Raw genomic sequence first — 22,205 nt, 5'->3', positions numbered from 1 at the left:
GCTCTCCCACGCACGCCAGTTCGCGGCAGGCTATTGAAAGCGTGGCCGACCAAAGCGGCCGACAGAGGTCTACTGGTCGAGGAGGAAGGTTCCGTTGGCGGCAATGGCGAGGTCGGGGCCGAAGGCGGCTGCTGGGGTGTAGACGCCGGCGGGGCCTTCGCCGCGGCCGAGGCGGGTTGCGGTTTCCGTGATGACGTCGGCGGTGTAGTCCATGGCGTCGTCAGTGCGAAGCCAGCCCTTTCGGGTGCTTCCGTCGGGCCAGGTGATGACGGCATGTCCCCAGGAGTGCGTTCGGGGACGCGGCGCGGCCTTGACGCGTACGCCGGCCAGCCGGCGCACAGCGAGCCGGCGCAGACCTGGGATGGACAGCAGTACTGCGAACAGCGGCAGAACTGCCCGCACAACCGGAGACGTCGGGGCGAGCGCGGAGGTGGCGCTGACGTTCGGCGCTCCACTGGCCCGCTGGGCGGCGAGCAATTCACCAGTGGGCACGACCCCAGACTTCACCTGCTGCCCATCAGGAAGCGGGTGAATCCGCACGCCGGAGCCGAGGCGCGCCCTGACCATCCGGCCGTCCTGGTAGCCGCGCCCACCGGTGACGAGCACGTCCACGATGGTGGCCCCAAGGGCGGCGCCCAGCACACCGGCGTCCGTGGCGACCGACGCCAGCGCGTCGACGCGGACCCGCTCCGGGGTGGGTCGATCCTCGCAGAGCTTGATCACCAGGGCTTCGGTCGCCAGTACGCCGAAGCCGGCGCCGGTGATCAAGGTGCTACCGGCGTCGATGGCCTCTCGATGCAGGGCGAACACCTGCGAGAAGGCGGCCAGGTCATTGGCCAGGTCGACGTAATGTCCGCCGGGCATGCAGGCACGAGCGATCGGGACCGCCGTCTCGCCGTACCGACCGAGAAGGTTGACGACGACGGCGGGCCGCTCGCGCGCGATGTCCGCCGTCATCTGCTCGACTCCGTTGGCCACGATGACTTTCGACTGCCCGGGAACGACCTTCTGCAGGCTGTCGCGGTCGCGCCCGACCAGCACCAGGTCCACGCCACGATCCGCAAGACGCGCGGCGGCAGCACGGCCGACGCGGCCGGTGGCTCCGAGAATCCAGACTTCGCCCGCCATGACCAACTCCTCAGTTGTGATGTCTCACTGTGTCATCACTGACTCTAGCACTGATGTCACATTGAGACATCACTTGCTAAGGTGAAGACATGGCGAGATGGGATCCCGGCACCGAACAGCGGCTGCGCAAGGCCGCCTTGGAGCTGTACCGGCAACACGGGTACGACGCCGTGACGGTGACCCAGATCGCCGAACGCGCCGGCATCACCCGCCGCTCGTACTTCCGCTACTTCCCCGACAAGCGTGAGGTCTTGTTCGCCAACTCGGACCAACTTCCGCCCGCCATCGCCAAAGCCGTCCTCGTGGCCGCGGACCACACACCACCGCTGACGGCAGTTCTCGACGCGCTCACCGAGGTCGGCAACCTTCTGGCCGTCGATGTCGAACAACTCGCGGAACGCCGCGACGTGATCGCCTCGAGCCCTGAACTCCAGGAACGCGAACGCACCAAGGCCGCCACGGTCAGCGTGGCGATCCAGCAAGCCCTGGAGCAACGAGGCACTGCCACCGGCACCTCGAAGGCGATCGCCCAAGTCGCCACGATCGCCTTCGCGAATGCCTTCCAGCTCTGGATCGAGGCCAAGGCGAACAAGCCCTTCCGCGACTGCCTCACCACCGCGACAACCGAGCTCCGAACCGCCCTCGCCGATCCGAGTCCGGCCTGAACGGCATCTGTACTACGGGCGCAGGCCGAACCAGGGTTCCTTCGCGAACTCGTCGGCCAGGACTCGACGGTCGCCGTCTCCGGTGACGGCGGCTGCGAGTTCTGTTGCCCGGGCCAGCTCGGCGCGGGCGAGGTCTGGGGAGCCGGTGGCGGCGAGGGCTCGGGCGAGGGCTTCGTGGGCGAAGGGTTCGTCCCAGTCGGCCATCTGGTCGGGGTGGGCGAGGACCAGTTCGAGGCAGCGGCGCGCATGTTCCAGGCCGAGCGCCGGGCGGCCGATGCGGAGAGCCGCCCGCGCGATCACGTATTCACCGCGCGCGTGGTTGGCCTCGTTGCCGGCTTCGAGCCAGTGCAGGCAGGCTGCGTAAGCGCCGTACAGCAGGCGTTCCTGATCACCGATCGGGCTGTTCTCGTCGATCTGGTCCATCAGGTCCCAGGTCTCGTTGTTCAACTCGACCCCGAAGTACCGGTGCAGTTCCCGCCCTTCGACGAGTTCCGTGGCGACCTTCTCCATCAGTTCGGCCCAGCCGTTCATGCCGTGCTCGCGCGCGATCGTCAGTTGCGCGTCGCGCAAGGTGAAGGCGGCTGAGTCGACAGCGTTCCCCCGGTACTCCGGGTGGTGCGCCCGGACGCGCGCGATCGCGTCCGGGCGCCCCTTGGCGACGGCCTTGCGGAGGTCCTTGGCCCGCGCGCGGAGCTGGCTCAGGCTGGCTTTCGCGGGCAGCGACGAAGTGGACATCGGCGAATCCTTCCGGGACTACCCGCTCCGCTGAACCGGGCCGTCCCGAAGGGTTCGTCGGCCACACGTCATCTCAGGTGTTCCCAGGTGCACTCGGTGCTTGCCGCGGAGAGGAGGCGCCCTGGCGCGCGCTGCGCCTAAGGTGCCACGCGGTCACCGATCTCGTCAACGCCGCCTGCCGCAGCGGAGACGTCGGCAAACGGTTCCTCCGTACGACGGCCTCGCGGCAACGCGATCGCAGCGACGAGCGCACCAGCCACCGCACCCACCGCGCCGGCCGTCATCGCGATCGACATCGCGTCGGTGAAGGCGCCACGAGCCGCGGCGACGAAGTCCGGACCGAGTGCGAGCGTGTCGGCGATCGACTTCCGCGCCGCCTCCGGAACCGAGTCGGGCAGCGACGACGAGTAAGCACCGGCAAGAACACTTCCCAGTACTGCGACCGACAGCGCGGCACCCGCCTGCTGCACGGTGTCGTTCATCGCGGACCCCACGCCCCGGTGCTCAGCCGGCACCGACTGCATCAGCAGCGTGTACGCCGCTGGGCCGGCGAGCCCGCCGCCGACGCCCATCACCAGCAGACCGACGATCAACAGCCCGTACCCCGACGTCGCACTCACCTGGGTCAGGATCCCGAAGCCCGCCGCGATGATCACCAGCCCGACCGCGATCAGCGTCCGGTCGGCGACCTTCTTCCCGAGCGTCGCCCCGAGACCGTTGAAGAGCATCGCCGAAGCGGCGTACGGAATGAGTCCGAGGCCGGCCTTCAGCGGGCTGTACCCGAGGACGAACTGCAGGTACTGCGTCAGTGCCAGCAGCAACCCACCCGCGGTGAAGGACAACAGCACGATCGAGAAGCTGGTCCCGCTGAAGTTCCGGTTCTTGAACAACTCCAGCGGCACCATCGGGTGCTCACTCCGCCGCTCCCACAAGGCGAACCCGATCAGGCCGGCCACGCCGATCACCAGCCCGCCGAGCACCTTGGCCGAGAGGAACCCGTGCGCGGGAATGGAGATGATCGCCCAGACCAGCGCCGCCATCCCGATGATCGAGAGCACGGCACCTCCGGGATCGACGTCCCGCGCCGGGCCGCGCGACTCCGGAATCATCACGACCGCGCCGATGATCGCGACCACCGCGATCGGCACGTTCAGCAGGAAGATCGAACCCCACCAGAAGTGTTCGAGCAGCACGCCACCGACCGTCGGGCCGGCGATCACGCCGACCATCGCGACCATCGACCAGCCCGCCATCGCCTTGCGCTGCTCCTCCGGCGGGAACACCGTGAACAGCAGCGACAGCGTGCTCGGCATCAGCAGCGAACCACCGACACCCATCAGACCGCGGCACGCGATCAGTTGCCACGGGTTCTCCGCGAGCGTGGCCAGCAGTGAGGCCAGCCCGAACAGCACCAACCCGATCAGCAGCACCTTCCGCCGGCCGAACCGGTCGGAGAGGCTGCCCGCGGTCAGCAGCAGACCGGCGAACGCCAGGATGTAGGCGTCGATGATCCACTGCACGTCCGCCGGCGTCGCGGACAGGTCGCGCATGAGCGACGGGATCGCCAGGTTGAGCACGGTGTTGTCGACCACCAGCACCATCAGGCTCAGGCAAAGAATCAGCAGGATCCACCAGCGTCGCGGATGACCGGTCGCCGTGGACTCGTACGGTGTACTAGTCACTCGCACACTGTACGACAAGACTCGCACAGTGTGCGAGTGGATTGGCTACGATGGGCTCATGAAGGATTCGATCTGGACCCGGAAGCGAGCCGCGGCCCCGGCACGGGAGACCCTCAGCCGGGAGCAGATCGTGCAGACCGCGATGACGACGCTCGACGCCGAGGGACTGGCCGGGCTGAGCATCCGCAAGCTCGCCGCCAAGCTCGGCGCCGGCGCGACCAGTCTGTACTGGCATGTCCCGACCAAGGACGATCTGATCGACCTGCTCATCGACGAGATCTGGGGCGAGATCGACGTGCCGGATCCCGCGCTGGCCGGCTGGCGCAACGGCGCGCTCCTGTTCGGCCACAGCCTGCGCGCCGCCGTACTGCGGCACCACTGGCTCCCGGAGGTGATGTACACCCGGCCGAGCATCGGACCGAACGCGATGACGATGGGGTCCCGCGGCCTGGTCCTGTTCGGCGCGGCCGGCTTCACCGGCAAGGATCTCGACTACGCGATGGGCAGCGTGATGGCCTACACGCTCGGCACCGCCAGCGCCGAGGTCGCGACTCGCGAGATCACCAGCAGGTCGGGGCGCTCACTGACCGAGTGGGCCGGCGAGGTGATCCAGCAGGCCGAAGCCGTCGCCGACCCCACCATGCGCGAAGCCTTGAACCGCCGGGTCGCCCGTGACATCGACACGACCTTCAGCGAGTCCTTCAGCTTCGGCCTCGAAGCCCTCCTCGACGGCCTCGAAATCCGCGTGAAGAAGTAATTCAGTCCGTACGCCGTTGCGCGCGGGCCGAGGCGTAGAGGCAGACAGCGGCCGCAGTCGCCAAGTTCAACGACTCGGCTCGCCCGTAGATCGGGACCTTCACCGAACGGTCGACGATCGCGTCGAACCCGTCGGGCAACCCGTGCGCCTCGTTGCCGAACAACCAGACGGACGGCTTCGCCAGCGTGCCGTCGTCGATGCACTCGTCGAGGTCCGTACTGCCGTAGCCGTCGGCCGCCAGAACCTGCAGACCTTGCTCCCGCCACGACTTCGCGGCCGTGACCACATCCGCCTCGACCGTGATCGGCAGATGGAACAAACTTCCGACGCTGGCCCGGACCGCCTTGGGATTGTGCGGATCCACGGACTCGGCGGACAGTACGACGGCGTCCGCGCCGGCCGCGTCCGCAGTACGGATCAAGGTGCCGACATTGCCGGGATCCCGCACCTGCACGCCGACGGCCACCAGCCGCGCAGTACGGCGTACTGCATCTTCCAGTGCGACGTCGACCAGCGAGCAGACGGCAACGACGCCTTGCGAGGTGACGGTCTCGCTCAGTACTTCGATCGCCGCGCGATTCACGTCGTACCACGGGACGTCGGCGAGCTGGGCCAGGTCGCGCAGGTCGCGGTGGCGGGTGGCGACGTCGGGTTCGGCGTACACCTCGACCACCAGTTCGCGGTGCTCGAGTGCCTCCCGGACCGCCTGCGGGCCCTCGACCAGGAACCGGCCGGACTTCTTCCGGAACGCACGAGTGGCGAGCCTCCGGGCCTGCTTGATCCGCGCGGATTGCGCGGTCAACAGACCAGGGCTCGCCACTTCGGTGCTTGCTACCGGGTCGTCGCTGCGGCTCAGGCCGCGGCGTCGCTCTTGGCGTTCAGGTCGGCCGGCAGGGCCGCCTTCGCCAGCGCGACCAGCGCCGAGAACGCCGGCGCGTCGTTGACGGCCAGGTCGGCGAGGATCTTGCGGTCGACCTCGACCTCGGCCAGGCGAAGACCCTGGATGAGGCGGTTGTAGGTCAGGCCCTCCGCGCGGGACGCAGCGTTGATGCGCTGGATCCACAGCTTGCGGAAGTCGCCCTTGCGCGCCTTGCGGTCACGGTAGGCGTAGACGAGCGAGTGGGTGACCTGCTCCTTCGCCTTGCGGTAAAGCCGCGAGCGCTGGCCGCGGTAACCGCTGGCCTGCTCCAGTACGACCCGGCGCTTCTTGTGGGCGTTGACTGCCCGCTTCACGCGTGCCATGAGGTGTTACTCCTTGTATTTCTGCGCCGGAAGAAGCTCGTCCACCCGGCGGGGTGTTCGGGGTGGGGGAAGAGCAGCTCAGATGCCGAGCAGCTTCTTGAACTTCTTGGCGTGCGTCGGCGAGACCTCGATGGTGCCGGCCAGCCGGCGGGTCCGGCGGCTCGACTTCTCCTCGAGCTTGTGGCGACGGCCGGTGCGCTCGCGCAGCAGCTTGCCCGAACCCGTGACCCGGACGCGCTTCTTGGCACCCGAGTGGGTCTTCATCTTCGGCATGGCTATGTACTCCTGGTCTCTTTCGTTGACTCGACCGGTGCTGTTGCTCCGGCTGCGATGCGTTTCAACCTCGCGGCCGGAGCGACACGTCACTCCGGATCGAGGTTGTCTGCCGGACCCTTGGGCTTCTTGGTGGCCCCGGCTGCCTTCTCGGCCTCGTACTGCTTCAGTTGCGCCGCCCGCTCGATCCGCTCGGCCTCTTGCTCGGCCTCGTGCTCGGCGAGCTTCTTGGCCTTCTCGGCTTCCACGTCCACGCGCGCCTCGGACTTCTTCTTGTGCGGTCCGAGCACCATGATCATGTTCCGGCCGTCCTGGCGCGGCGAGGACTCGACGAAGCCGAGCTCGCTGACGTCTTCGGCCAGCCGCTGCAGCAGCCGGAACCCCAGCTCGGGGCGGGACTGCTCGCGACCACGGAACATGATGGTGATCTTGACCTTGTCACCGGCACGCAGGAACCGAACGACGTGACCCTTCTTGGTCTCGTAGTCGTGCGGGTCGATCTTCGGCCGCAGCTTCATCTCTTTGATGACGGTGTTGGTCTGGTTCCGGCGGGACTCGCGCGCCTTCTGCGCGGTCTCGTACTTGTACTTGCCGAAATCCATCAGCTTGCAGACCGGCGGACGTGCCGTGGCCGCAACCTCGACCAGGTCGAGATCGGCTTCCTGTGCCAACCGCAGTGCGTCTTCGATCCGGACGATGCCTACCTGCTCACCGTTCGGTCCGACCAGTCGCACCTCGGGAACGCGGATGCGCTCGTTGACGCGCAGTTCAATGGTGATGGGTCCTCCTGGGTTGTTCGTTTGCTGGTACCACCTCGTGACCGCCCGAGGTCATTGTCGCCGCCTGTATCTCTACAGAAATGACGAAAGGCCCTCGTGCGTCCACACGAAGGCCCAATTCCCAGATCGGCAGCGGTGCAACCCCGGTTGCCCGGGAAGTACGCCGTACGATCGCCGTCCTGCCTGTCCTCTCGGACCGGTTGGCCGGCGTGACCGGGACCCGCCGACTCTTCGTCGACTGGGTGGGAGGTGGCCCTCCGCTTAGACTCGAACCACCGGAGTCCCTCGAGTATTCCGCTCAGGGGTCACCAACGGACCGGGTCGGTCGCCATGCAAGAGTAGCAGCATGACCGACCCCATCTCCACTTCACCCGAAACCACCCCCGCGCCCGAGGCCCGGGTGGACCCGATGTCGACGGTGTCGCGCGACATCGCCGAAGTACCCAGTGTGGAGATCATCTCGACCGCCGCCCTGCACCTGATGAGCGCCGCCGCCGTCAACCTCGGCCTCGCCGAGGATCTGCCCGACCACCAGGACCTGGACGAGGCGCGTTCGCTCATCGACGCTCTGGCCGGCCTGCTCGACGCCGCCGCCCCGAGCCTCGGCCACCACCACGCCGCCCCGCTCCGCGACGGTCTGCGCTCCCTCCAACTCGCCTTCAAAGAAGCCTCCACCATCCCCGACGAGCCCGGCACCGGGCCCGGCGAGAAGTACACCGGCGAGGTCCACCCTTCCGCTCCGCGTCGCTGACTTCCCCGTACTGCCTTCCCGTACTGGCTTTCCCCGTGCTGCGGGCGGTCGGGAATTCGGGTGCCGCCGGCGGACATCCCCGCGACAATGGCCGGCGTGGAAGAGGTCGAGGTCGTCGTTGCCCATAGTGAGCGCGTGACGCTGCGGGTCGGCGACGTGTTCCTGAAGATCGACAGCGATCAGGCGAACCTCGACGTCGAGGTCGAAGCGATGGCTCTGGCGCCGGTTCCGACTCCAGAGGTCCTGTGGCGCAAGCCGCCCGTGCTTGCGATCGCCGCCGTCCGCGGGCTCGCTCTCGGCCGTCTCGGTGAGCCGTCGACCGCGTCGCCCGCGGCCTGGGCAGCGGCAGGCGCCGCGATCCGGAAGTTGCACGACTCACCGCTGCCGCCGTGGCACGGACGGAAGAGCCGCGACGAGATCGAGGCCCACCTCGACGCCGAGTGCGACTGGCTCATCACGAGCGGCGCGCTTCCCGCCGACCTGGTCAGGCGCAACCGCGAGATCGCCGAGGCAGCGCTCCGGCCCTGGAAGCCAGTGTTCACCCACGGGGACCTGCAGATCACCCACGTCTTCGTCGACGGTGACGAGGTCACCGGCATCATCGACTGGTCCGAGGCGAGCCAGGGCGATGCGATGTTCGACCTGGCGATCTTGACGCTCGGCCACGAGGAGCGTCTCGCCGACCTCGCGGCCGGCTACGGCGGCGATGTCGATTACGACGTGATCCGCGCGTGGTGGTCGCTGCGCAGCCTGGGCGCGTCCCGCTGGCTGCTCGAGCACGGCTTCGACCCGAACTCACCAGGCTGCGAGTTCGACGTACTGAGAGCCCGGATGTGAGCGCGAGTCTTTGGAATGCCGGCTCTGACTAGCGGCGGACTGCGGTGATGAGCCAGGCGCGGGTGTCGAGCCAGATGCCGGTGGCGGTGCGGTGGGTCTCGTAGCCGGCTCGTAGACGCTCGAGAGCCTGCTCCGCTTCGGTCGGGTCGAGCTCGGCGAGCAGGTTCTGGGTCAGTTGCAGGCTCAGTGCCGCGTCACGGGCGGCTTCGGCGTCAGGACCGTAGTACACAGGTTCGCGGATGTCGGTGATCTCCAGATTGGTGAATCCCGCGGCGGTCAGCAGACGTTCGACGGTCGCCGGATCGGCGAGCGAGAACGCCTCGCCGGTCAGCGGAGCCGCATCCCCACCCACGAAGGCCTGCCGAATCACGGCGTCCCACTCCTGGTACTTCCGTTCCTGCCAGACCAACTGCACAAACCGCGCCCCCGGCCGCAACGCCCGCCCGATGTTGGTGAACGCGGCCTCCGGATCAGCGAAGAACATCGTCCCGAACCGGCTGACCGCCAACGAGAACCCCGCTGCCGGAAAGGCATGCCCTTGCGCATCCGCCTGCTCGAAGTGGATGTTGCGCAGCCCCTCTTCAGCACTCAGCCGCCGGGCTGTCTCGAGACTGGTGGCGTTGATGTCGACACCGACCGCACTTCCAGAGCGCGCGGCCTTGGCGGCGTCCCGCGTGGTGAGGCCGGTACCGCAGCCGATGTCGAGCACGTGATCATCGACTCGTACAGCCGCGGCCGCTACCAGCCGCACGTGATACCGGGGAACCTCAGCGTCATAGTCGAAGGGTCGAGTCATTCCACGACGGTAGATCGACCGAAGTCCACCCTCTGCTGGGTGCGGAGCGTCGACGAGCAGACACGCGGTACAGCCGTCCGGTATCGGTCAGCTGCGACGGCGTCCGCGCAACAAGTAGACGATCGGCACGACTCCACCCGAATTCACCAGCGTCAGCGCGACTGCCCATGCTGCCTTCGAGCCTCGAATGTCGCTGCGCGGCCGCTGGGCCAGATCGACGAGCGCAGCGACCTTCAGTCCTGCTTCGAAGGCACCACCGAGCAGAATTGCTTGCCGAACCCGAGGATCGAGCTCGCTCCACCGCTTCCCGGCCATGACGCAAGTCTGCGCCGCATCGAGACTGGATACAACGACCCCCGGACCGTTGCCGCGATGAGGACGCGAAGCGGGCGCATATTACGAGCTAGCCGGGAATGGAGTTGAAGAAGTCGAGCAGGCCTTGCGGGCTATCGGGGTTGAAGCACAGGAGGAGGCCGTCGGCGGATTGGGCGGCTGCGGCTTGGCTTCGGGGGAACAGGGCTGCCTCGTACTGCGACAGTGCATTCTCCGGGCGATCCGGGTTCGCAGCGAGAGCGGTGGCCAGTTCGGCACCGTCTTGCATGGCGAGGTTGGCGCCTTCGCCGGCGAACGGGGACATCAGATGTGCCGCGTCGCCCACGAGCGTCACGCCGGGCACGCGATCCCACTGGTGATCGACCGGCAGCGCGTGGATCGGCCGGGGAACCAGAGCCCCGTCTGCATCAGTGATGAGTCTGAGGAGGTCTTCGTGCCAGTCCGAGAAGTACTCCGCCAACGCCACCTTGGCCTTGTCGGTGTCGGCGAAGTCGATCTCTCCCGACGTCGACCAGCCCTCGTCCGCCAGCAGCGCCGCGTAGACGTGCAGTGAGCCGTCCGGATCGCGATGCCCCAAGAACCCCTTGCTGTCACCCAGAGCGAACATCATGCCCTGACCAACCAGGGCAGAAGCCGCGGGATGCCGCTTGTCGGCGTCTTCAAGACTGAGTTCGACGAACGAAAGCCCGCAGTACAAGGGCTTAGCATCGGACACCAGCGAGCGCACCCTCGACCACGCGCCGTCCGCGCCGACCAGCAGATCGGTGCTAAACCTGTTGCCATCGGCAAGCACCACCTCATGACGGCCATCGCCGAGCGACCGGGCCGCCACGACCTTGGCGGCCCATCGCACCGTCCCCGCAGGCAGCGACCCGAGCAGCAGATCACGCAGGGAGCGGCGATTGACTTCCGGCCGGTCGCTCTCGCCGCTGCCGTCACCGTGGTCCTCCTCCGCGAACCGGACCACCCCGTGCTTGTCGAGAATGCGAGTCGCCTCGCCGCCCCGAAACACGAGGTCGCGGAATTCGTCGTACAGGCCGGCTGCTCGCAGCGCCGCCTGGCCGGACTCGACGTGCAGGTCCAGCATGCCGCCCTGGGTGCGCGCGGTCGGCGAAGCGTCCAGGTCGAAGACGGCGGACTCGATGCCGTTGACGTGCAGGACGCGAGCGAGCATCAGCCCGCCGAGTCCGGCACCGATGATCGCGATCGGGTGATGGGTGCTCATTTCGCTGCTCCTTCAGGCCTGGGCGTGCCGAGCACACCGTTGATGACAACGCGGAATCCCCACGCCAGCCGCGCTTCCCCAGGCCCGGACAGCAGGTCGGTGCCCTGCGCCGCGAGGTGGGGATGGGTTTCGGACGAGGCATTCCGTACTGCGTCCGCCAGCGCCGCCCAGTCCTGCGACGACCGTTCCTCGGTTCCACTCGCCCGGGGATCCGCGTCTGCATGCTCGGCTGCCTGCGCCGTGGCGAACAGCAGCAGGATGTCGATCCCCCATGCCGCCTGCCCCTTCGGCACACCGCCTTGGTCGAGGAGGGCGAGCAGAGCCTCGACCAGATTCAGGTAGTGCTCCCCCGACGGCCTCGCCACCAAGGCGGACTGAGCCAGCCCTGGGTACTCGAACAGCACATCGGCGTACGACGCCAGCACGCGCTCGAGTCGCTCTCGCCAGTCGCCCGGCGCTGTCACCGGGCTCAGGTCGACCGCGCCGAGCAGTTCGTCGAGCACGGCCGCGTGCAGCTCGGCAGTGTTCCGCACGTACACATACAGCGAGGCCGCTCCGGTGTCGAGTTCCTGCGCCAGTCGCCGCATGGTCACCCGGGCCAGCCCTTCGGCGCGCACCAGTTCGACCGCGGTCGCCACAATCCCGGCGCGCGTCAACGCCGCCTTGGCCGGCCGCTCCCGCCGGCTCCGCACCTTCTCATCCATACCTGGACCATACCGAACATGTTCGTTCCGAACAAGTTCGTAGCGAACATGTTCGCCGTGCGCCACGAGAACGGCCCGGTACAGAACACGTGCCGGGCCGATCGGGGAGTTAGACGAAGACCTTCAGTTAGATGCGCGTGGCCTACCCGAGACGGGCGACCTCGCAGCGCCAGCGTCCGAGCCGCGACGAAGGAGCGGCGACCCGCCGCGAGCGTCCGACGAAGGAGGACGCACAGCGGGCGGGTCTACCCCTTCACAGCGCCCTCCTCGACGCCCTTGAAGAAGAAGCGTTGGCAGACGGCGAAGACGATCACGATCGGGATGAACGCGATCATCGTGCCGGCGGCGATCAGGCGGGGGTTGTTGCTGAAGGTGCCGGACAGGTACTGCAGGCCGACGGTCAGCGTGTACTTGTCGGGGTCGGTCAGCACGATCAGCGGCCAGAGGAAGTCGTCCCAGGCGCCGATGAAGGCGAAGATCGCCACCACGCTGATCGTTCCGCGCACCGACGGCAGCCCGATGTAGACGAATCGCTGCCACACGTTCGCCCCGTCCACCACCGCGGCCTGGTCGACCTCGATCGGCAGCGACCGGAACGCGTTGAACATCAGCAGCACGTTCAGCGCCCCGATCATCCCCGGCAACGCCACCCCGAAGAGCGTGTTCGCCAGACCAAGCTCCCGCACTGTCACGTACTGCGAAATGATGGTCACCTCGCCCGGCAGCACCAGCGTCGCCAGAAACAGCCCGAGCACGATCCGCCGGAACCGGAACTCCAGCCGCGACAGCGCGAACCCGGCCAGCGACGACCCCACGATGTTGCCGCCGACAACCAGTACGGCGACCAGCAGCGAGTTCTTCATGTAGTCCCAGACCGGGATGGTGTCCGCGACCTCGCCGTAGTGCGACAAGGTCGGCTGGGCCGGCAGCAGCCGCGGGATCCGGGTGTAGATGTCCTCCCCGGATCCCTTCAGCGAGGTCGACAACTGCCACAGGAACGGCCCGATCGTGATCAGCAGCACGAACACCAGCAGCAGGTAGCGGACCACCTTCTCGGTCGGCGAGATCGAGTTGAACCCGAACGACCCGCGCCGCCGCGGCTTCGCAGTACCGGATTCCTCCGGTACTGCGATCGGTCGCGCGGGGTCGGTCACGATGCTCATGCCTCGGCACCCTTCCGGTTGAGCCGGGCCAGCACCAGCATCGGCACGACGGTCACGAAGAACAGCACGATCGACAGCGCGGACGCGTAACCCAGGTTGCCTTCGAAACCCTGGCTGTACTGCTGGATCAGCATCACGACCGAGTTGTCCCGGCCGCCGGGACCGCCCTTGCCGCCGGACAGGATGAACAGCTCCGAGAACACCCGCAGGGCGGACACCGAGATCAGGATCGAGATCAGCACCATCGTGCCGCGGACTCCCGGGATGGTCACGTTGACGAAGCGCCGGAACGCCGACGCTCCGTCCACGGCCGCCGCCTCGTGCAGTTCACGACCGACGTTTCCGAGCGCGGCCAGGTAGATGATCATGTAGTACCCGAGCCCCTTCCAGATCGTCAGACTGATTGCGCTGAGCAACAACAGCCACTGGTCGCTGAGGAACGGCAGCGGCCCGGAGATCACGCCGAGCTTCTCGGCCAGGCCGTTGACCAGGCCGCGATCGTCCAGGATCCACTGCCAGATCAGCGCCACGACGACCGCCGAGGCCACCACCGGGGTGTAGAACGCGGTCCGGAAGAAGGTGATCCCGGGCAGCTTCTTCTCCACCAGCACGGCGAGCAGGAGCGGGAAGATCGTCAGGAACGGCAGGCAGACGACCATGTAGATCACGCTGTTCAGCAGCGCGTACCGCAACTGCTCGTCGTGCAGCAGGGTCTCGAAGTTCTTCAGCCCGACGAAGGTGCCACCACCGATCGGGCGCGCGTTGGTGAACGACAGGATCACGGTGTTGACCGACGGCCACAGGTTGAAGACCAGCAGCCAGGCCAGTGCCGGGACGATCAGCACCCAGGGAGTGAACCAGCGGTGATACTTCATCTCACTGGGCGAGCAGCTGGTTGGCCTTCGCCACCGCGGCGTCCAGAGCGGCCTTCGACGTCACCTTGCCGGCGATCGCCAGCGAGATCTGCTGGTTGATGAAGTCGTTGGTGGCGCCGCTGATCACGGCCGGCTGCAGCGACTTGGCCTTGGCCAGCGAAGCGAACGCGAGCACCTTGGCGTCGGACTCCGGCGTACCGTCGGACTTGGAGAAGTACGGGTCGTTCGCGGAGGCCTTGGTGGACGGGAAGATGTTGACGATCTTCGCGAACGCGGCCTGGTTCTCCGCGTTGGTGACGAACCGGGCCAGCGCGATCGCGGCCGCCTGGTTCTTGGTCTTCGCCGACACCGACAGGCCCTGCACGTACAGCGGCGGGGTGTCCAGCGCGGGCGACGGGACGACCTTGCCCTTCAGCGACGGGTTGTCCTTGACGAAGTCCTGGATCGCGTTGCCGCCACCGGTGGTCCAGGCGACCTTGCCCTGGGTGAAGAGCTTGGAGTTCCCCAGGTACTCCTGGGTCAGGATGTCGCGCGGCAGGTAGCCGGCGGCGTACGCGGCGCGGTACTTGTCCAGCAGCGCGACGGCCTCAGGAGTGTTGAAGGTGAAGGTCTTGCCGTCGTCGGACAGGACCTTCACGCCGGCGTTGGTGAAGTCACCGATGCCCGGCAGGCGGCTCATCAGGTATTCCTTGCCGCCGGACTTGTCGTGCATGACCTTGGCGGCCGCGAGCAGTTCGTCGAAGGTCTTCGGCGGGTTCTTCGCGTCCAGCCCGACCGCGGCGAACTTGGTCGCGTTCCAGTAGTCGATGTCGGTGTTCAGGTACCACGGGTAGCCGAAGGTGCCGGTCTGCCCCTGGTACTGGTAGGCCTGTACGCCGCCCTCGACGTACTCCTCCGACAGCTTCGGGTCGGCGGCCGCGACGTCGAGCAGCAGGTTCTGCTTGGCCAGCGGCAACGCGAAGTCCGGCGGCAGGTTGACGACGTCGGGCAACTGTCCGGCCGACGCCTGGCTCAGCACCTTCTTGTCGTACCCGTCGCCGGGCTGGTCCAGCCAGGTCACCTTGGTCCCGGGGTACTTCGCCTCGAAGGCCTTGATCACCCCTTCGACGTACGACGTGAACTTCGGCTTCAGGGCCCACGTCTGCAGGCTCACCTCGCCGGTCACCTGGGTGTTCGCATCGACCGTGGGCTTACTGCCGGACGACGTATCGTCCGAGGAGCCGAGCCCGCAACCTGCCAGGCTGAGGGCCGCGACGGCAAGAGCTGCCACCGGGGTGAGACGACGACTACGCATGAGGTTCTCCTGAAGTGATAAACCGGTATAGCTCCTGCACTATCCACATCGTAGAATCCGCTGTCAAGGGGACAACCAGGGTGAGGGAGGGCTGATGGCGCGACCGACGATCGCCGATATCGCCGACAAGGCAGGCGTCTCGAAAGGCGCGGTCTCGTTCGCGCTGAACGGGCGGCCTGGCGTCAGCGACGCGACCAGGGCGAGGATCCTGCAGATCGCCGAGCAGATGAGCTGGCGGCCGCACAGCGCCGCCCGCGCGCTCGGCGCCTCCCGGGTGGACTCCGTCGGCCTGGTGATCGCCCGGCCGGCCCGCACGCTGGGCGTGGAACCCTTCTTCGCGCACCTGCTGTCCGGCCTGCAGTCCGGTCTGTCCGCGCACTCGATCTCGCTGCAGTTGCTGATCGTGGAGAACACCGAGGCCGAGATCGAGGTGTACCGGCGGTGGGCCTCCGAGCACCGCGTCGACGGCGTCATCCTGGTCGACCTGACCGTGCGCGACCCGCGCATCGATGCCTTGAAGGAGCTCGAACTCCCCGCGGTGGTGATCGGCGGGCGCGGCGGCAAGGGCGCGCTGGCCTCGGTCTGGGCCGACGACCGGGACGCGATGCTGTCGATCGTGGAGTACCTCGCCGCGCTCGGCCACCGCCGGATCGCCCACGTGGCCGGTACGCCGGACTTCCAGCACACCCAGCGCCGGATCCGGGCCGTCCGCGACGCGGCTCCCCGCCTCGGCCTGATCGACGCCCCCTCGCTGACGACGGACTTCAGCGACGCGGAAGGCGCCGCGACCACCCGCAAACTGCTCTCCCAGGCGGACCGGCCGACCGCGATCGTCTACGACTCCGACGTGATGGCGGTGGCCGGCCTGGGCGTCGCGATGGAGATGGGCGTCGCGGTCCCGGGCGAGCTGTCGATCGTGGCGTTCGACGACTCGATCCTCACCCAGCTGATGCACCCGGCACTGACCGCGATGTCCCGGGACACCTTCGACTTCGGCCGCCAGGCCGCCGAGGTGCTCCTCGAGGTGATCGCCACCCCGACCGCGGTCGTCAACCGCCGGACCGCCGATCCGGTCCTGACCGTCCGCGAATCCACCGCTCCCCCGGCGCACTGATCGCGTCCTGACTTGGCAGGGACGCTAAACCGATTTAGCATCCTTCTCATGCACTCGGATCCCGTCCCGCCGCGGTTCGGCGCGAACTACGTCCCGTCGTCCGGCTGGTTCTACAGCTGGCTCGACTACGACGGCGCCGCGGTACGCCGGGACTTCGCCGACCTGGCCGGGCTCGGGCTCGACCACGTCCGGGTGTTCCCGATCTGGCCGTGGATCCAGCCCAACCGCGCGATCATCCGGCAGCAGCCGATCGACGACCTGCTCGACCTGATCGACGCGGCCGCGGAGTACGGGCTGCAGGTTGCGGTCGACCTGATCCAGGGGCACCTCTCCAGCTTCGACTTCCTCCCGTCGTGGGTGCTGACCTGGCACCGGCGCAGCCTGTTCGAGGACAGCACCGTCCGAGACGGCCTGACGGCGTACTGCGAGGCAGTGGCGGGCGCGGTCGCCACGCGTCCCAACGTCTTCGCGATCACGCTCGGGAACGAGGTGAACAACCTCTGGCCGGACAGTACGACGACGGCTCCGAGCTCGACGAGCTGGGCGCAGGAGCTGCTGGTCGCGGTGAAGAAGGCGGCCCCCGAAGTACTGGCTCTGCACTCGGTCTTCGACGACGCCTGGTACAAGCCGGACCACCCGTTCCACCCGGTCGACGTCGTCGACCTGGGTGAGCTGAGCACCGTCCACTCGTGGGTTTTCAACGGGGTCTCCCGAGTGGACGGCCCGCTCGGCCCGGCGACTGTTTCGCACGCGGACTACCTGGTCGAACTGGCCGCCGCGACCTCGCTGGATCCTGCCCGGCCGGTGTGGTTGCAGGAGGTCGGCGTACCGGGCCCGGACATCCCTGTCGACCTGCAGGCGGAATTCACCCGGCGCACGGTCGAATCGGTCGTCCACAACCCCGCCCTCTGGGGCATCACGTGGTGGTCCTCCCACGACATCGACCGGCGGCTGCTCGACTTCCCGGACCGCGAGTACGACCTGGGCCTGTTCACCGTCGACCACCACCCCAAGCCCGCCGCCGAAGCGCTCGCCGCCGTCATCGCCGAGATCCGCGCCAACGGCGTCCACCCCCAGCCGGCCACCACCATCACCGCCCCCATGAACCCCCGCACCGAACCCCACCGCCGCGCCGAGCTGTCCCCCGGCAGCTCCTTCCACCTCACCTGGACCGAAGCCCGCATCCAAGGGCCCGTCCGAATCACCCTCCCCACCACGAACTGACCGTCAGTTCTACGCCGAGCGATCGATGAGGGCTTGGATGCCGTCGAGGATCGTGGCCAGGCCGAAGTCGAGGTCGTCGTCGACGGTGTCCTCGTATTCGTGGTTGGTGTAGAGAGACAGGATCTTGTCGTAGCCGGCTGAGCTCAGGCGGGGGACGAGGAACGCCCCTACTGCCTGGGATTCGACCGGGGTGGAGTCGCTCGCGGCCAACTGACGGAAGAGGTTGGCGTAGCTGCGGACGTGGCCGTCGAAGAGGACGGCACAGCCGAGCATGTCGTGCTGGCTCAGGCCGGTGTCGTCCAGGACGCGCAGCAGCGTCTCCAGCCAGTGCAGGAGGTTCGGGGTGACGGGGGCGCCGCGGATGGGCACCTCCAGCAACCACGGGCGTTCGGCGTACCGGTCTATCTGCGCCTTGACCCAGGCGCGTGAGCCCTCCCGCCAGCCGCTGGTCTGCAGGATGTGTGCGGGCGCGCGGCCCCAGGCCTTGTCCGCGACGAGGACGATGAGTTCGTCCTTGGAGCTCACGTAGCGGTACATCGCGTTGGTGCTGACGCCGAGGTGGGCGGCGATCTTCTGCAACGAGATCGCGTCGAAGCCCTGGCCGTCGCCGAACTCGATGCCGGTAGCAACGATCTGCTCGACGGTCAGCGCCGGCTTCGGCCCCCGCCGCTGGACCGGGTGCACGCCCCAGGACAACGCCAGCCCCGGCGGCAGCTGAGCGGGCCGGGGTTCGCGGCCTGGTCCCTTCGGTGCCTTGCTCATGTCATTCATCCTGACCCATTTCAGCGCCCGAGGCGGAATCCGAGGGCAAAGAGGGGAGCTAGCACCACCTCCGAAACGGGTGCTGAACTCCTCCACCGGCAAACTGTGTAACCCCTACGCTTTTTTCATCGGCACCACCCCTCCTCCACTGAAGGAAGACTGCGATGAACACGCTCCTCGACACCCTCGGCCCGCTGCTCTCTCCCGACGACGTACGCCTGACCGGCGACGACAAGCGCACCGCCGTGGGCAAGCTCGACGCCGCCGCCCGGCAGGGCACACTGCACGTCGCCCAGTCGATCGACCGGCACGACCTGCTCGATGCCGCCCGCACCCGGGGCGACCTGCGCCAGGTGTTCGACGGCCTTCCCGACGCCCTGCCCTCCAAGGGCCTGACCCGAGCGCTGCAGATCGTGTCCGCCGCCTGGCTCACCGTCTGCGTGGTCCAGTTCGTGATCTGGCTGGTCCTGCTTGGGTTCGGGCACTTCCACTGGCCGTGGTGGCTGTGGTCCGACCTCGGCCTCGCCGTACCCGTCGCGATCCTGTGGTGGACCCACGAGTCGTACCACCGCAAGTCCCAGCTGGTGGCGACCCGATGAGCCCCCGCCAGCAGCATCCGGTGCAGCTGACCGGCGTACGGAAGATCTACGGCGGCGGCCCCAGCGCCGTGACCGCTCTCGACGGGGTCAGCTACGGCTTCGCCGAGGGCACGTTCACCGCGGTGATGGGCCCGTCCGGGTCGGGCAAGAGCACGTTGTTGCACTGTGCTGCCGGGCTCGACGAACCCACCTCCGGCGAGGTGTCCCTGGCCGGTACGCCGTTGCGCGGACTCGACGAGACCGCGCTGACCGAGTTGCGGCGCGAGCACGTCGCCTTCGTGTTCCAGGCGTTCAACCTGATGCCCGCGCTGACCGTTCGGCAGAACGTGGTCCTGCCGCTCACGCTCGCCGGCCGCGAACCCGATGCCGCCTGGGTGACCGACGTCATCGGGCGGGTCGGGCTCGGCGAGCGCACCAAGCACCGCCCGAGCGAACTGTCCGGCGGCCAGCAGCAGCGGGTGGCCATCGCCCGGGCCCTGGCCGGCCGGGCCGCCATCACCTTCGCGGACGAGCCGACCGGCGCGCTCGACACCCAGACGGCGACCGAGGTGCTGGCGTTGCTGCGCGACCAGTCGCGAGCCGCCGGCCAGACGATCGTGATGGTGACGCACGATCCGGTCGCCGCGTCGTACGCCGACCAGGTGGTCTTCCTGGTCGACGGCCGGATCGTCCACGAGACGCCTGCCCCCACCGGCGAAGGCGTGGCCGCCGTGCTCGCCAAGTTGTCCCGAACGAAGGTGCCGACATGATCAGCCTCGCTCTTTCCAGTCTGCGGTTCCGGACGGCCGCCTTCCTGGCGATCTTCGTCGCCGTCCTGCTCGGCAGCTCACTGCTGGCAGCCGCCGGCGGGTTGCTGGAGACCGGCCTCCGCCTCAACGCCGAGCCGCAGCGACTGGCCGCCGCGCCGATCGTGGTGACCGGCCGCCCGGCGTACCACCCGCCGAACGGCTCGGGCTCGGTCGCCTACCCCGAGCGCCACGGCGTCGACCCCGCACTCGCCGGCAAACTGTCCCGTACTGCGGGCGTCGCCGAGGTGGTCGTCGACCTGTCGTTCGCAGCGATGGTTGCTCCAGGCAAGGATGTCCTGGCGGGCCACCCGTGGACCTCCGCTGCGCTCACGCCGTACCGGCTGACCAGTGGGCAAGCGCCCGAAGTGGGGCAGGTCGTGCTGGACGCTCGCCTGCTGGACACAGCTCAACCGGTCTCGGGCAACCGCCGGACAGCGCGGGTGGGCGACAAGGTGCGGGTCATCGTCTCGGGGCAGCCGCGGGAGTTCACCCTCGCTGGGATCGCGACGCCGGCCCGGCGGGTCGACGTACCGTCGATCTTCTTCTCGGCCGGCGACACCCGTCAGTTCGCCGAAGCGAGGGTAGATGCCCTCGGCATCTTTCCGGGCAAGGGAACCTCCGCGAAGGACCTGGCGAAGCGACTGGAGTTGCCGGCGGGCGTGTCCGCGCTGACCGGTGACGACCGCGGCGCGGCGGAGTTCGCGGGGATCGCGACCAGTTTGCCGTTGATCATCTTGTCGGGCGTGTTCGGTGGCATGGTCGCCGTGGTGATGGCACTCGTGGTTTCGGCGACGATCGGCCTGTCGGTGCGCCAGCGGCGACGCGAACTGGCGCTGCTCCGGGCAAGCGGTGCCACCCCGGGCCAGGTGCGCAAACTGGTCGTCGCCGAGACGATGCTGGTCGTCGTGATCGCGCTGGGCGCCGGACTGCTGCTCGGCCGGACCATGGGCCGGTGGATCTTCGGAATGCTCACCGGCAACGGGATCGTCCCGAGCGCTCTCCGCTTCGACCAGAGCATCCTCCCCTTCGCCGGGGCAGCGATCCTCACCCTGGTGCTCCTCCGTCTGACGGTCGGGTTCGCCGCCGGCCGGGCCGCCGCGATTCGGCCGATCCAGGCACTCAGCGAGGCCGCCGTACCGCCCGTCACGGTCAGCCGGATCCGGTTGATCATCGGCGCCGTCTTCGCGGCCGCCACGGTCGGAATCGGCGTCTCCACGATCTTCATGAGCCCCACCAACGCTGCCGCCATCGGTGGACCCGCTGTACTGACCGGCTCCATCGCCGTGGCCGTGCTCGGCCCGGTCGTGATCCGTGCGCTGCTCGGGACCAGGATCACCAAGTTCCTCGAGGGCAGGGGTGTCAGCGGGATCCTTGCCGTGATCAACCTCCGGGTCCGATCCGTCCAGTTCGCCGCGATCCTGGTGCCGATCATGCTGGCCTCCGCGATTGCTCTGGGCAATATCTACTCGCAGACCACCCAGCAGAAGGCGGCCGTCGAGGCGTACACGGACAACCTGTACGCCGATGTCGTGGTGACCAGTTCGTCCGGCGGCATCCCGGCCGACCTGGCCGAGCAGGTTCGCAGTACGGAAGGTGTCTCGGCTGCCTCGACATTGGTTCGGAGCAAGGGGTGGATCGAGGAGCCGTACGACACCGGCCACACGAGCGATCCGTGGCCGCTGCTCGGGCTCGACGGGCCTGTCTACAAGGGGAAGGTGCGGGCCGGGTCCCTGGATGAGCTGAAGGGATCCACCATCGCGATCCCGCCTGCCGCGGCGAAGAAGCTGAAGGTGGGCATAGGCGATCAGCTCGGCGTACGGCTCGGCGACGACGCGCTGGTGAAGGTGCGGATCGTGGCGCTGGTCGACGGCAGTTCGGGGTACGAGTCGCTCGTGCTGCCGAGCGAACTGCTCGCGCAGCACACGACGACCGGACTGCCCAGCCAGCTCCTGGTTCGGACGAAGGACGAGGAGAAGGTGCGGCAGACCGACCTGCAGAAGTGGCCGGGAGCAACGATCGGTGACCGCGAACTGCTGTCGACCGACTTCGACGCCGGGCTGGGTGTGGACGCCTGGATCAGCTATCTGCTCGCGGCCATCGCCATCGCGTACACCGCGATCGCATCGATCAACACGATCGCGGTCGCGGTCCTGGACCGGCGGCGGGAGTTCGGGCTGCAGCGGCTGAGCGGGTCCACCCGCAGGCAGATCTCGAAGATGCTGTACCTGGAGAATCTGGTCGTCGCGGCGATGGGTCTCGTCCTCGGCGTGGTCGCCGCCTGCTTCAGCATCTTCCCGATCGCCATCGCCACCCGGGGCTGGCCGATCCCGTCCGGCCCGGTCTGGCTGCTCCTCGCCTGGGTCGCCCTGGTCCTGCTCCTCGTGCTCCCCGTGACGGCGATCGCCGGCCGCCTGGCCATGCGCCCGAAGCCGATGGACGCCGTCAACTCCCCCGCCGGGTGATCCCGACCCCGACGAAG

General features: G+C 68.0%; 24 protein-coding genes. 9 read left to right on the top strand and 15 right to left on the bottom strand.

What is annotated here, in order from left to right; all coding sequences use genetic code 11:
- Positions 1-69 precede the first annotated feature (69 nt).
- Positions 70-1,128 (bottom strand): saccharopine dehydrogenase NADP-binding domain-containing protein, encoded by a 1,059-nt coding sequence (locus tag EV138_RS27365; protein WP_133981602.1) that lies wholly within the window; start codon positions 1,126-1,128, stop codon positions 70-72.
- Positions 1,129-1,217: 89 nt separating this feature from the next.
- Between EV138_RS27365 and EV138_RS27360 the strand changes: the two genes are divergently transcribed.
- Positions 1,218-1,793 (top strand): TetR/AcrR family transcriptional regulator, encoded by a 576-nt coding sequence (locus EV138_RS27360; protein ID WP_133981601.1) that lies wholly within the window; start codon positions 1,218-1,220, stop codon positions 1,791-1,793.
- A 12-nt stretch (positions 1,794-1,805) separates the two neighbouring features.
- On the opposite strand, the gene EV138_RS27355 is transcribed toward EV138_RS27360, so the two are convergent.
- Complete coding sequence (locus tag EV138_RS27355) at positions 1,806-2,528, bottom strand: tetratricopeptide repeat protein (protein WP_133981600.1); 723 nt, start codon at positions 2,526-2,528, stop codon at positions 1,806-1,808.
- A gap of 137 nt (positions 2,529-2,665) precedes the next feature.
- Positions 2,666-4,210, bottom strand: coding sequence for an MFS transporter (locus EV138_RS27350; RefSeq protein ID WP_238158377.1), 1,545 nt, complete (start codon positions 4,208-4,210; stop codon positions 2,666-2,668).
- 58 nt (positions 4,211-4,268) lie between these two features.
- Here EV138_RS27350 and EV138_RS27345 point away from each other — a divergent pair, with 58 nt between their 5' ends.
- On the top strand, positions 4,269-4,967 hold the full coding sequence (locus EV138_RS27345) for a TetR/AcrR family transcriptional regulator C-terminal domain-containing protein (protein ID WP_133981598.1): 699 nt from the start codon (positions 4,269-4,271) through the stop codon (positions 4,965-4,967).
- A gap of 1 nt (position 4,968) precedes the next feature.
- Here the strand turns inward: EV138_RS27345 and EV138_RS27340 are convergent, their stop codons facing one another.
- The 4 genes from EV138_RS27340 to infC form a co-directional block, all read right to left on the bottom strand.
- On the bottom strand, positions 4,969-5,787 hold the full coding sequence (locus EV138_RS27340; RefSeq protein WP_133981597.1) for a TrmH family RNA methyltransferase: 819 nt from the start codon (positions 5,785-5,787) through the stop codon (positions 4,969-4,971).
- Between the two features lie 32 nt (positions 5,788-5,819).
- A complete protein-coding gene (gene rplT, locus EV138_RS27335; RefSeq protein WP_112243533.1) occupies positions 5,820-6,209 on the bottom strand; it encodes a 50S ribosomal protein L20 in 390 nt (129 codons plus the stop codon).
- Between the two features lie 78 nt (positions 6,210-6,287).
- Positions 6,288-6,482: a 50S ribosomal protein L35 gene (gene rpmI / locus EV138_RS27330; protein WP_112243535.1), complete on the bottom strand. Its 195-nt coding sequence runs from the start codon at positions 6,480-6,482 to the stop codon at positions 6,288-6,290.
- Positions 6,483-6,571: 89 nt separating this feature from the next.
- Positions 6,572-7,261, bottom strand: a complete 690-nt coding sequence (gene infC / locus EV138_RS27325; protein WP_133981596.1) for a translation initiation factor IF-3 — start codon at positions 7,259-7,261, stop codon at positions 6,572-6,574.
- 346 nt (positions 7,262-7,607) lie between these two features.
- Here infC and EV138_RS27320 point away from each other — a divergent pair, with 346 nt between their 5' ends.
- Both EV138_RS27320 and EV138_RS27315 read left to right on the top strand, forming a co-directional pair.
- On the top strand, positions 7,608-8,012 hold the full coding sequence (locus tag EV138_RS27320; protein WP_133981595.1) for a DUF1844 domain-containing protein: 405 nt from the start codon (positions 7,608-7,610) through the stop codon (positions 8,010-8,012).
- Between the two features lie 96 nt (positions 8,013-8,108).
- Positions 8,109-8,849, top strand: a complete 741-nt coding sequence (locus tag EV138_RS27315) for a phosphotransferase family protein (RefSeq protein WP_133981594.1) — start codon at positions 8,109-8,111, stop codon at positions 8,847-8,849.
- Between the two features lie 28 nt (positions 8,850-8,877).
- Here the strand turns inward: EV138_RS27315 and EV138_RS27310 are convergent, their stop codons facing one another.
- From EV138_RS27310 to EV138_RS27280, 7 genes are all read right to left on the bottom strand, one after another.
- Positions 8,878-9,645: a class I SAM-dependent methyltransferase gene (locus EV138_RS27310; RefSeq protein WP_133981593.1), complete on the bottom strand. Its 768-nt coding sequence runs from the start codon at positions 9,643-9,645 to the stop codon at positions 8,878-8,880.
- 87 nt (positions 9,646-9,732) lie between these two features.
- A complete protein-coding gene (locus EV138_RS27305; RefSeq protein WP_133981592.1) occupies positions 9,733-9,960 on the bottom strand; it encodes a DUF5652 family protein in 228 nt (75 codons plus the stop codon).
- 88 nt (positions 9,961-10,048) lie between these two features.
- On the bottom strand, positions 10,049-11,203 hold the full coding sequence (locus EV138_RS27300) for an FAD-dependent oxidoreductase (protein ID WP_133981591.1): 1,155 nt from the start codon (positions 11,201-11,203) through the stop codon (positions 10,049-10,051).
- The gene (locus tag EV138_RS27295; protein WP_133981590.1) at positions 11,200-11,907 is read right to left on the bottom strand and encodes a TetR/AcrR family transcriptional regulator; all 708 of its coding nucleotides are present in this window, start codon (positions 11,905-11,907) and stop codon (positions 11,200-11,202) included. The genes EV138_RS27300 and EV138_RS27295 overlap by 4 nt, the downstream gene beginning before the upstream one ends.
- A 245-nt stretch (positions 11,908-12,152) precedes the next feature.
- Complete coding sequence (locus EV138_RS27290; RefSeq protein ID WP_133981589.1) at positions 12,153-13,070, bottom strand: carbohydrate ABC transporter permease; 918 nt, start codon at positions 13,068-13,070, stop codon at positions 12,153-12,155.
- Entirely contained in the window at positions 13,067-13,945 is an 879-nt protein-coding gene (locus EV138_RS27285; protein WP_133981588.1) for a carbohydrate ABC transporter permease, read from the bottom strand. The genes EV138_RS27290 and EV138_RS27285 overlap by 4 nt, the downstream gene beginning before the upstream one ends.
- 1 nt (position 13,946) lies before the next feature.
- A complete protein-coding gene (locus EV138_RS27280; RefSeq protein ID WP_133981587.1) occupies positions 13,947-15,239 on the bottom strand; it encodes an ABC transporter substrate-binding protein in 1,293 nt (430 codons plus the stop codon).
- 94 nt (positions 15,240-15,333) lie between these two features.
- Here EV138_RS27280 and EV138_RS27275 point away from each other — a divergent pair, with 94 nt between their 5' ends.
- Together EV138_RS27275 and EV138_RS27270 are read left to right on the top strand one after the other, a co-directional pair.
- Positions 15,334-16,353 carry a LacI family DNA-binding transcriptional regulator gene (locus EV138_RS27275; protein ID WP_133981586.1) on the top strand — a complete coding sequence of 340 codons (1,020 nt, stop codon included), beginning with the start codon at positions 15,334-15,336 and terminating at the stop codon, positions 16,351-16,353.
- A gap of 48 nt (positions 16,354-16,401) precedes the next feature.
- Positions 16,402-17,577 carry a glycoside hydrolase 5 family protein gene (locus EV138_RS27270; protein ID WP_133981585.1) on the top strand — a complete coding sequence of 392 codons (1,176 nt, stop codon included), beginning with the start codon at positions 16,402-16,404 and terminating at the stop codon, positions 17,575-17,577.
- Between the two features lie 9 nt (positions 17,578-17,586).
- On the opposite strand, the gene EV138_RS27265 is transcribed toward EV138_RS27270, so the two are convergent.
- Complete coding sequence (locus EV138_RS27265) at positions 17,587-18,339, bottom strand: TetR/AcrR family transcriptional regulator (protein WP_133981584.1); 753 nt, start codon at positions 18,337-18,339, stop codon at positions 17,587-17,589.
- 164 nt (positions 18,340-18,503) lie between these two features.
- On the opposite strand from EV138_RS27265, the gene EV138_RS27260 reads away from it, so the two are divergent.
- The 3 genes from EV138_RS27260 to EV138_RS27250 are packed head-to-tail and all read left to right on the top strand — an operon-like array spanning position 18,504 to position 22,188.
- Positions 18,504-18,938 (top strand): DUF1707 domain-containing protein, encoded by a 435-nt coding sequence (locus EV138_RS27260; protein ID WP_133981583.1) that lies wholly within the window; start codon positions 18,504-18,506, stop codon positions 18,936-18,938.
- Complete coding sequence (locus EV138_RS27255; protein WP_133981582.1) at positions 18,935-19,687, top strand: ABC transporter ATP-binding protein; 753 nt, start codon at positions 18,935-18,937, stop codon at positions 19,685-19,687. The genes EV138_RS27260 and EV138_RS27255 overlap by 4 nt, the downstream gene beginning before the upstream one ends.
- Positions 19,684-22,188, top strand: a complete 2,505-nt coding sequence (locus tag EV138_RS27250; RefSeq protein ID WP_133981581.1) for an FtsX-like permease family protein — start codon at positions 19,684-19,686, stop codon at positions 22,186-22,188. Before EV138_RS27255 ends, EV138_RS27250 begins: the two co-directional genes overlap by 4 nt.
- The last annotated feature ends 17 nt before the right edge of the window (positions 22,189-22,205 follow it).

It is taken from the genome of Kribbella voronezhensis, assembly GCF_004365175.1.
Classification (GTDB): domain Bacteria; phylum Actinomycetota; class Actinomycetes; order Propionibacteriales; family Kribbellaceae; genus Kribbella; species Kribbella voronezhensis.
Note: the sequence above shows the minus strand (reverse complement) of the source record. Positions and strands in the feature narration are given on the sequence as shown.

Excerpts from the sequence above, each read along its gene's own strand:
- EV138_RS27320 (WP_133981595.1), top strand. The coding sequence starts at position 7,608 with ATGACCGACCCCATCTCCACTTCACCCGAAACCACCCCCGCGCCCGAG.
- rplT (WP_112243533.1), bottom strand. The coding sequence starts at position 6,209 with ATGGCACGCGTGAAGCGGGCAGTCAACGCCCACAAGAAGCGCCGGGTC.
- EV138_RS27270 (WP_133981585.1), top strand. The coding sequence starts at position 16,402 with ATGCACTCGGATCCCGTCCCGCCGCGGTTCGGCGCGAACTACGTCCCG.
- EV138_RS27360 (WP_133981601.1), top strand. The coding sequence starts at position 1,218 with ATGGCGAGATGGGATCCCGGCACCGAACAGCGGCTGCGCAAGGCCGCC.
- EV138_RS27265 (WP_133981584.1), bottom strand. The coding sequence starts at position 18,339 with ATGAGCAAGGCACCGAAGGGACCAGGCCGCGAACCCCGGCCCGCTCAG.
- EV138_RS27310 (WP_133981593.1), bottom strand. The coding sequence starts at position 9,645 with ATGACTCGACCCTTCGACTATGACGCTGAGGTTCCCCGGTATCACGTG.
- EV138_RS27275 (WP_133981586.1), top strand. The coding sequence starts at position 15,334 with ATGGCGCGACCGACGATCGCCGATATCGCCGACAAGGCAGGCGTCTCG.
- EV138_RS27345 (WP_133981598.1), top strand. The coding sequence starts at position 4,269 with ATGAAGGATTCGATCTGGACCCGGAAGCGAGCCGCGGCCCCGGCACGG.
- EV138_RS27260 (WP_133981583.1), top strand. The coding sequence starts at position 18,504 with ATGAACACGCTCCTCGACACCCTCGGCCCGCTGCTCTCTCCCGACGAC.
- EV138_RS27290 (WP_133981589.1), bottom strand. The coding sequence starts at position 13,070 with ATGAGCATCGTGACCGACCCCGCGCGACCGATCGCAGTACCGGAGGAA.
- EV138_RS27300 (WP_133981591.1), bottom strand. The coding sequence starts at position 11,203 with ATGAGCACCCATCACCCGATCGCGATCATCGGTGCCGGACTCGGCGGG.
- EV138_RS27305 (WP_133981592.1), bottom strand. The coding sequence starts at position 9,960 with ATGGCCGGGAAGCGGTGGAGCGAGCTCGATCCTCGGGTTCGGCAAGCA.
- EV138_RS27365 (WP_133981602.1), bottom strand. The coding sequence starts at position 1,128 with ATGGCGGGCGAAGTCTGGATTCTCGGAGCCACCGGCCGCGTCGGCCGT.
- EV138_RS27255 (WP_133981582.1), top strand. The coding sequence starts at position 18,935 with ATGAGCCCCCGCCAGCAGCATCCGGTGCAGCTGACCGGCGTACGGAAG.
- EV138_RS27280 (WP_133981587.1), bottom strand. The coding sequence starts at position 15,239 with ATGCGTAGTCGTCGTCTCACCCCGGTGGCAGCTCTTGCCGTCGCGGCC.
- rpmI (WP_112243535.1), bottom strand. The coding sequence starts at position 6,482 with ATGCCGAAGATGAAGACCCACTCGGGTGCCAAGAAGCGCGTCCGGGTC.
- EV138_RS27355 (WP_133981600.1), bottom strand. The coding sequence starts at position 2,528 with ATGTCCACTTCGTCGCTGCCCGCGAAAGCCAGCCTGAGCCAGCTCCGC.
- EV138_RS27295 (WP_133981590.1), bottom strand. The coding sequence starts at position 11,907 with ATGGATGAGAAGGTGCGGAGCCGGCGGGAGCGGCCGGCCAAGGCGGCG.
- EV138_RS27285 (WP_133981588.1), bottom strand. The coding sequence starts at position 13,945 with ATGAAGTATCACCGCTGGTTCACTCCCTGGGTGCTGATCGTCCCGGCA.
- EV138_RS27250 (WP_133981581.1), top strand. The coding sequence starts at position 19,684 with ATGATCAGCCTCGCTCTTTCCAGTCTGCGGTTCCGGACGGCCGCCTTC.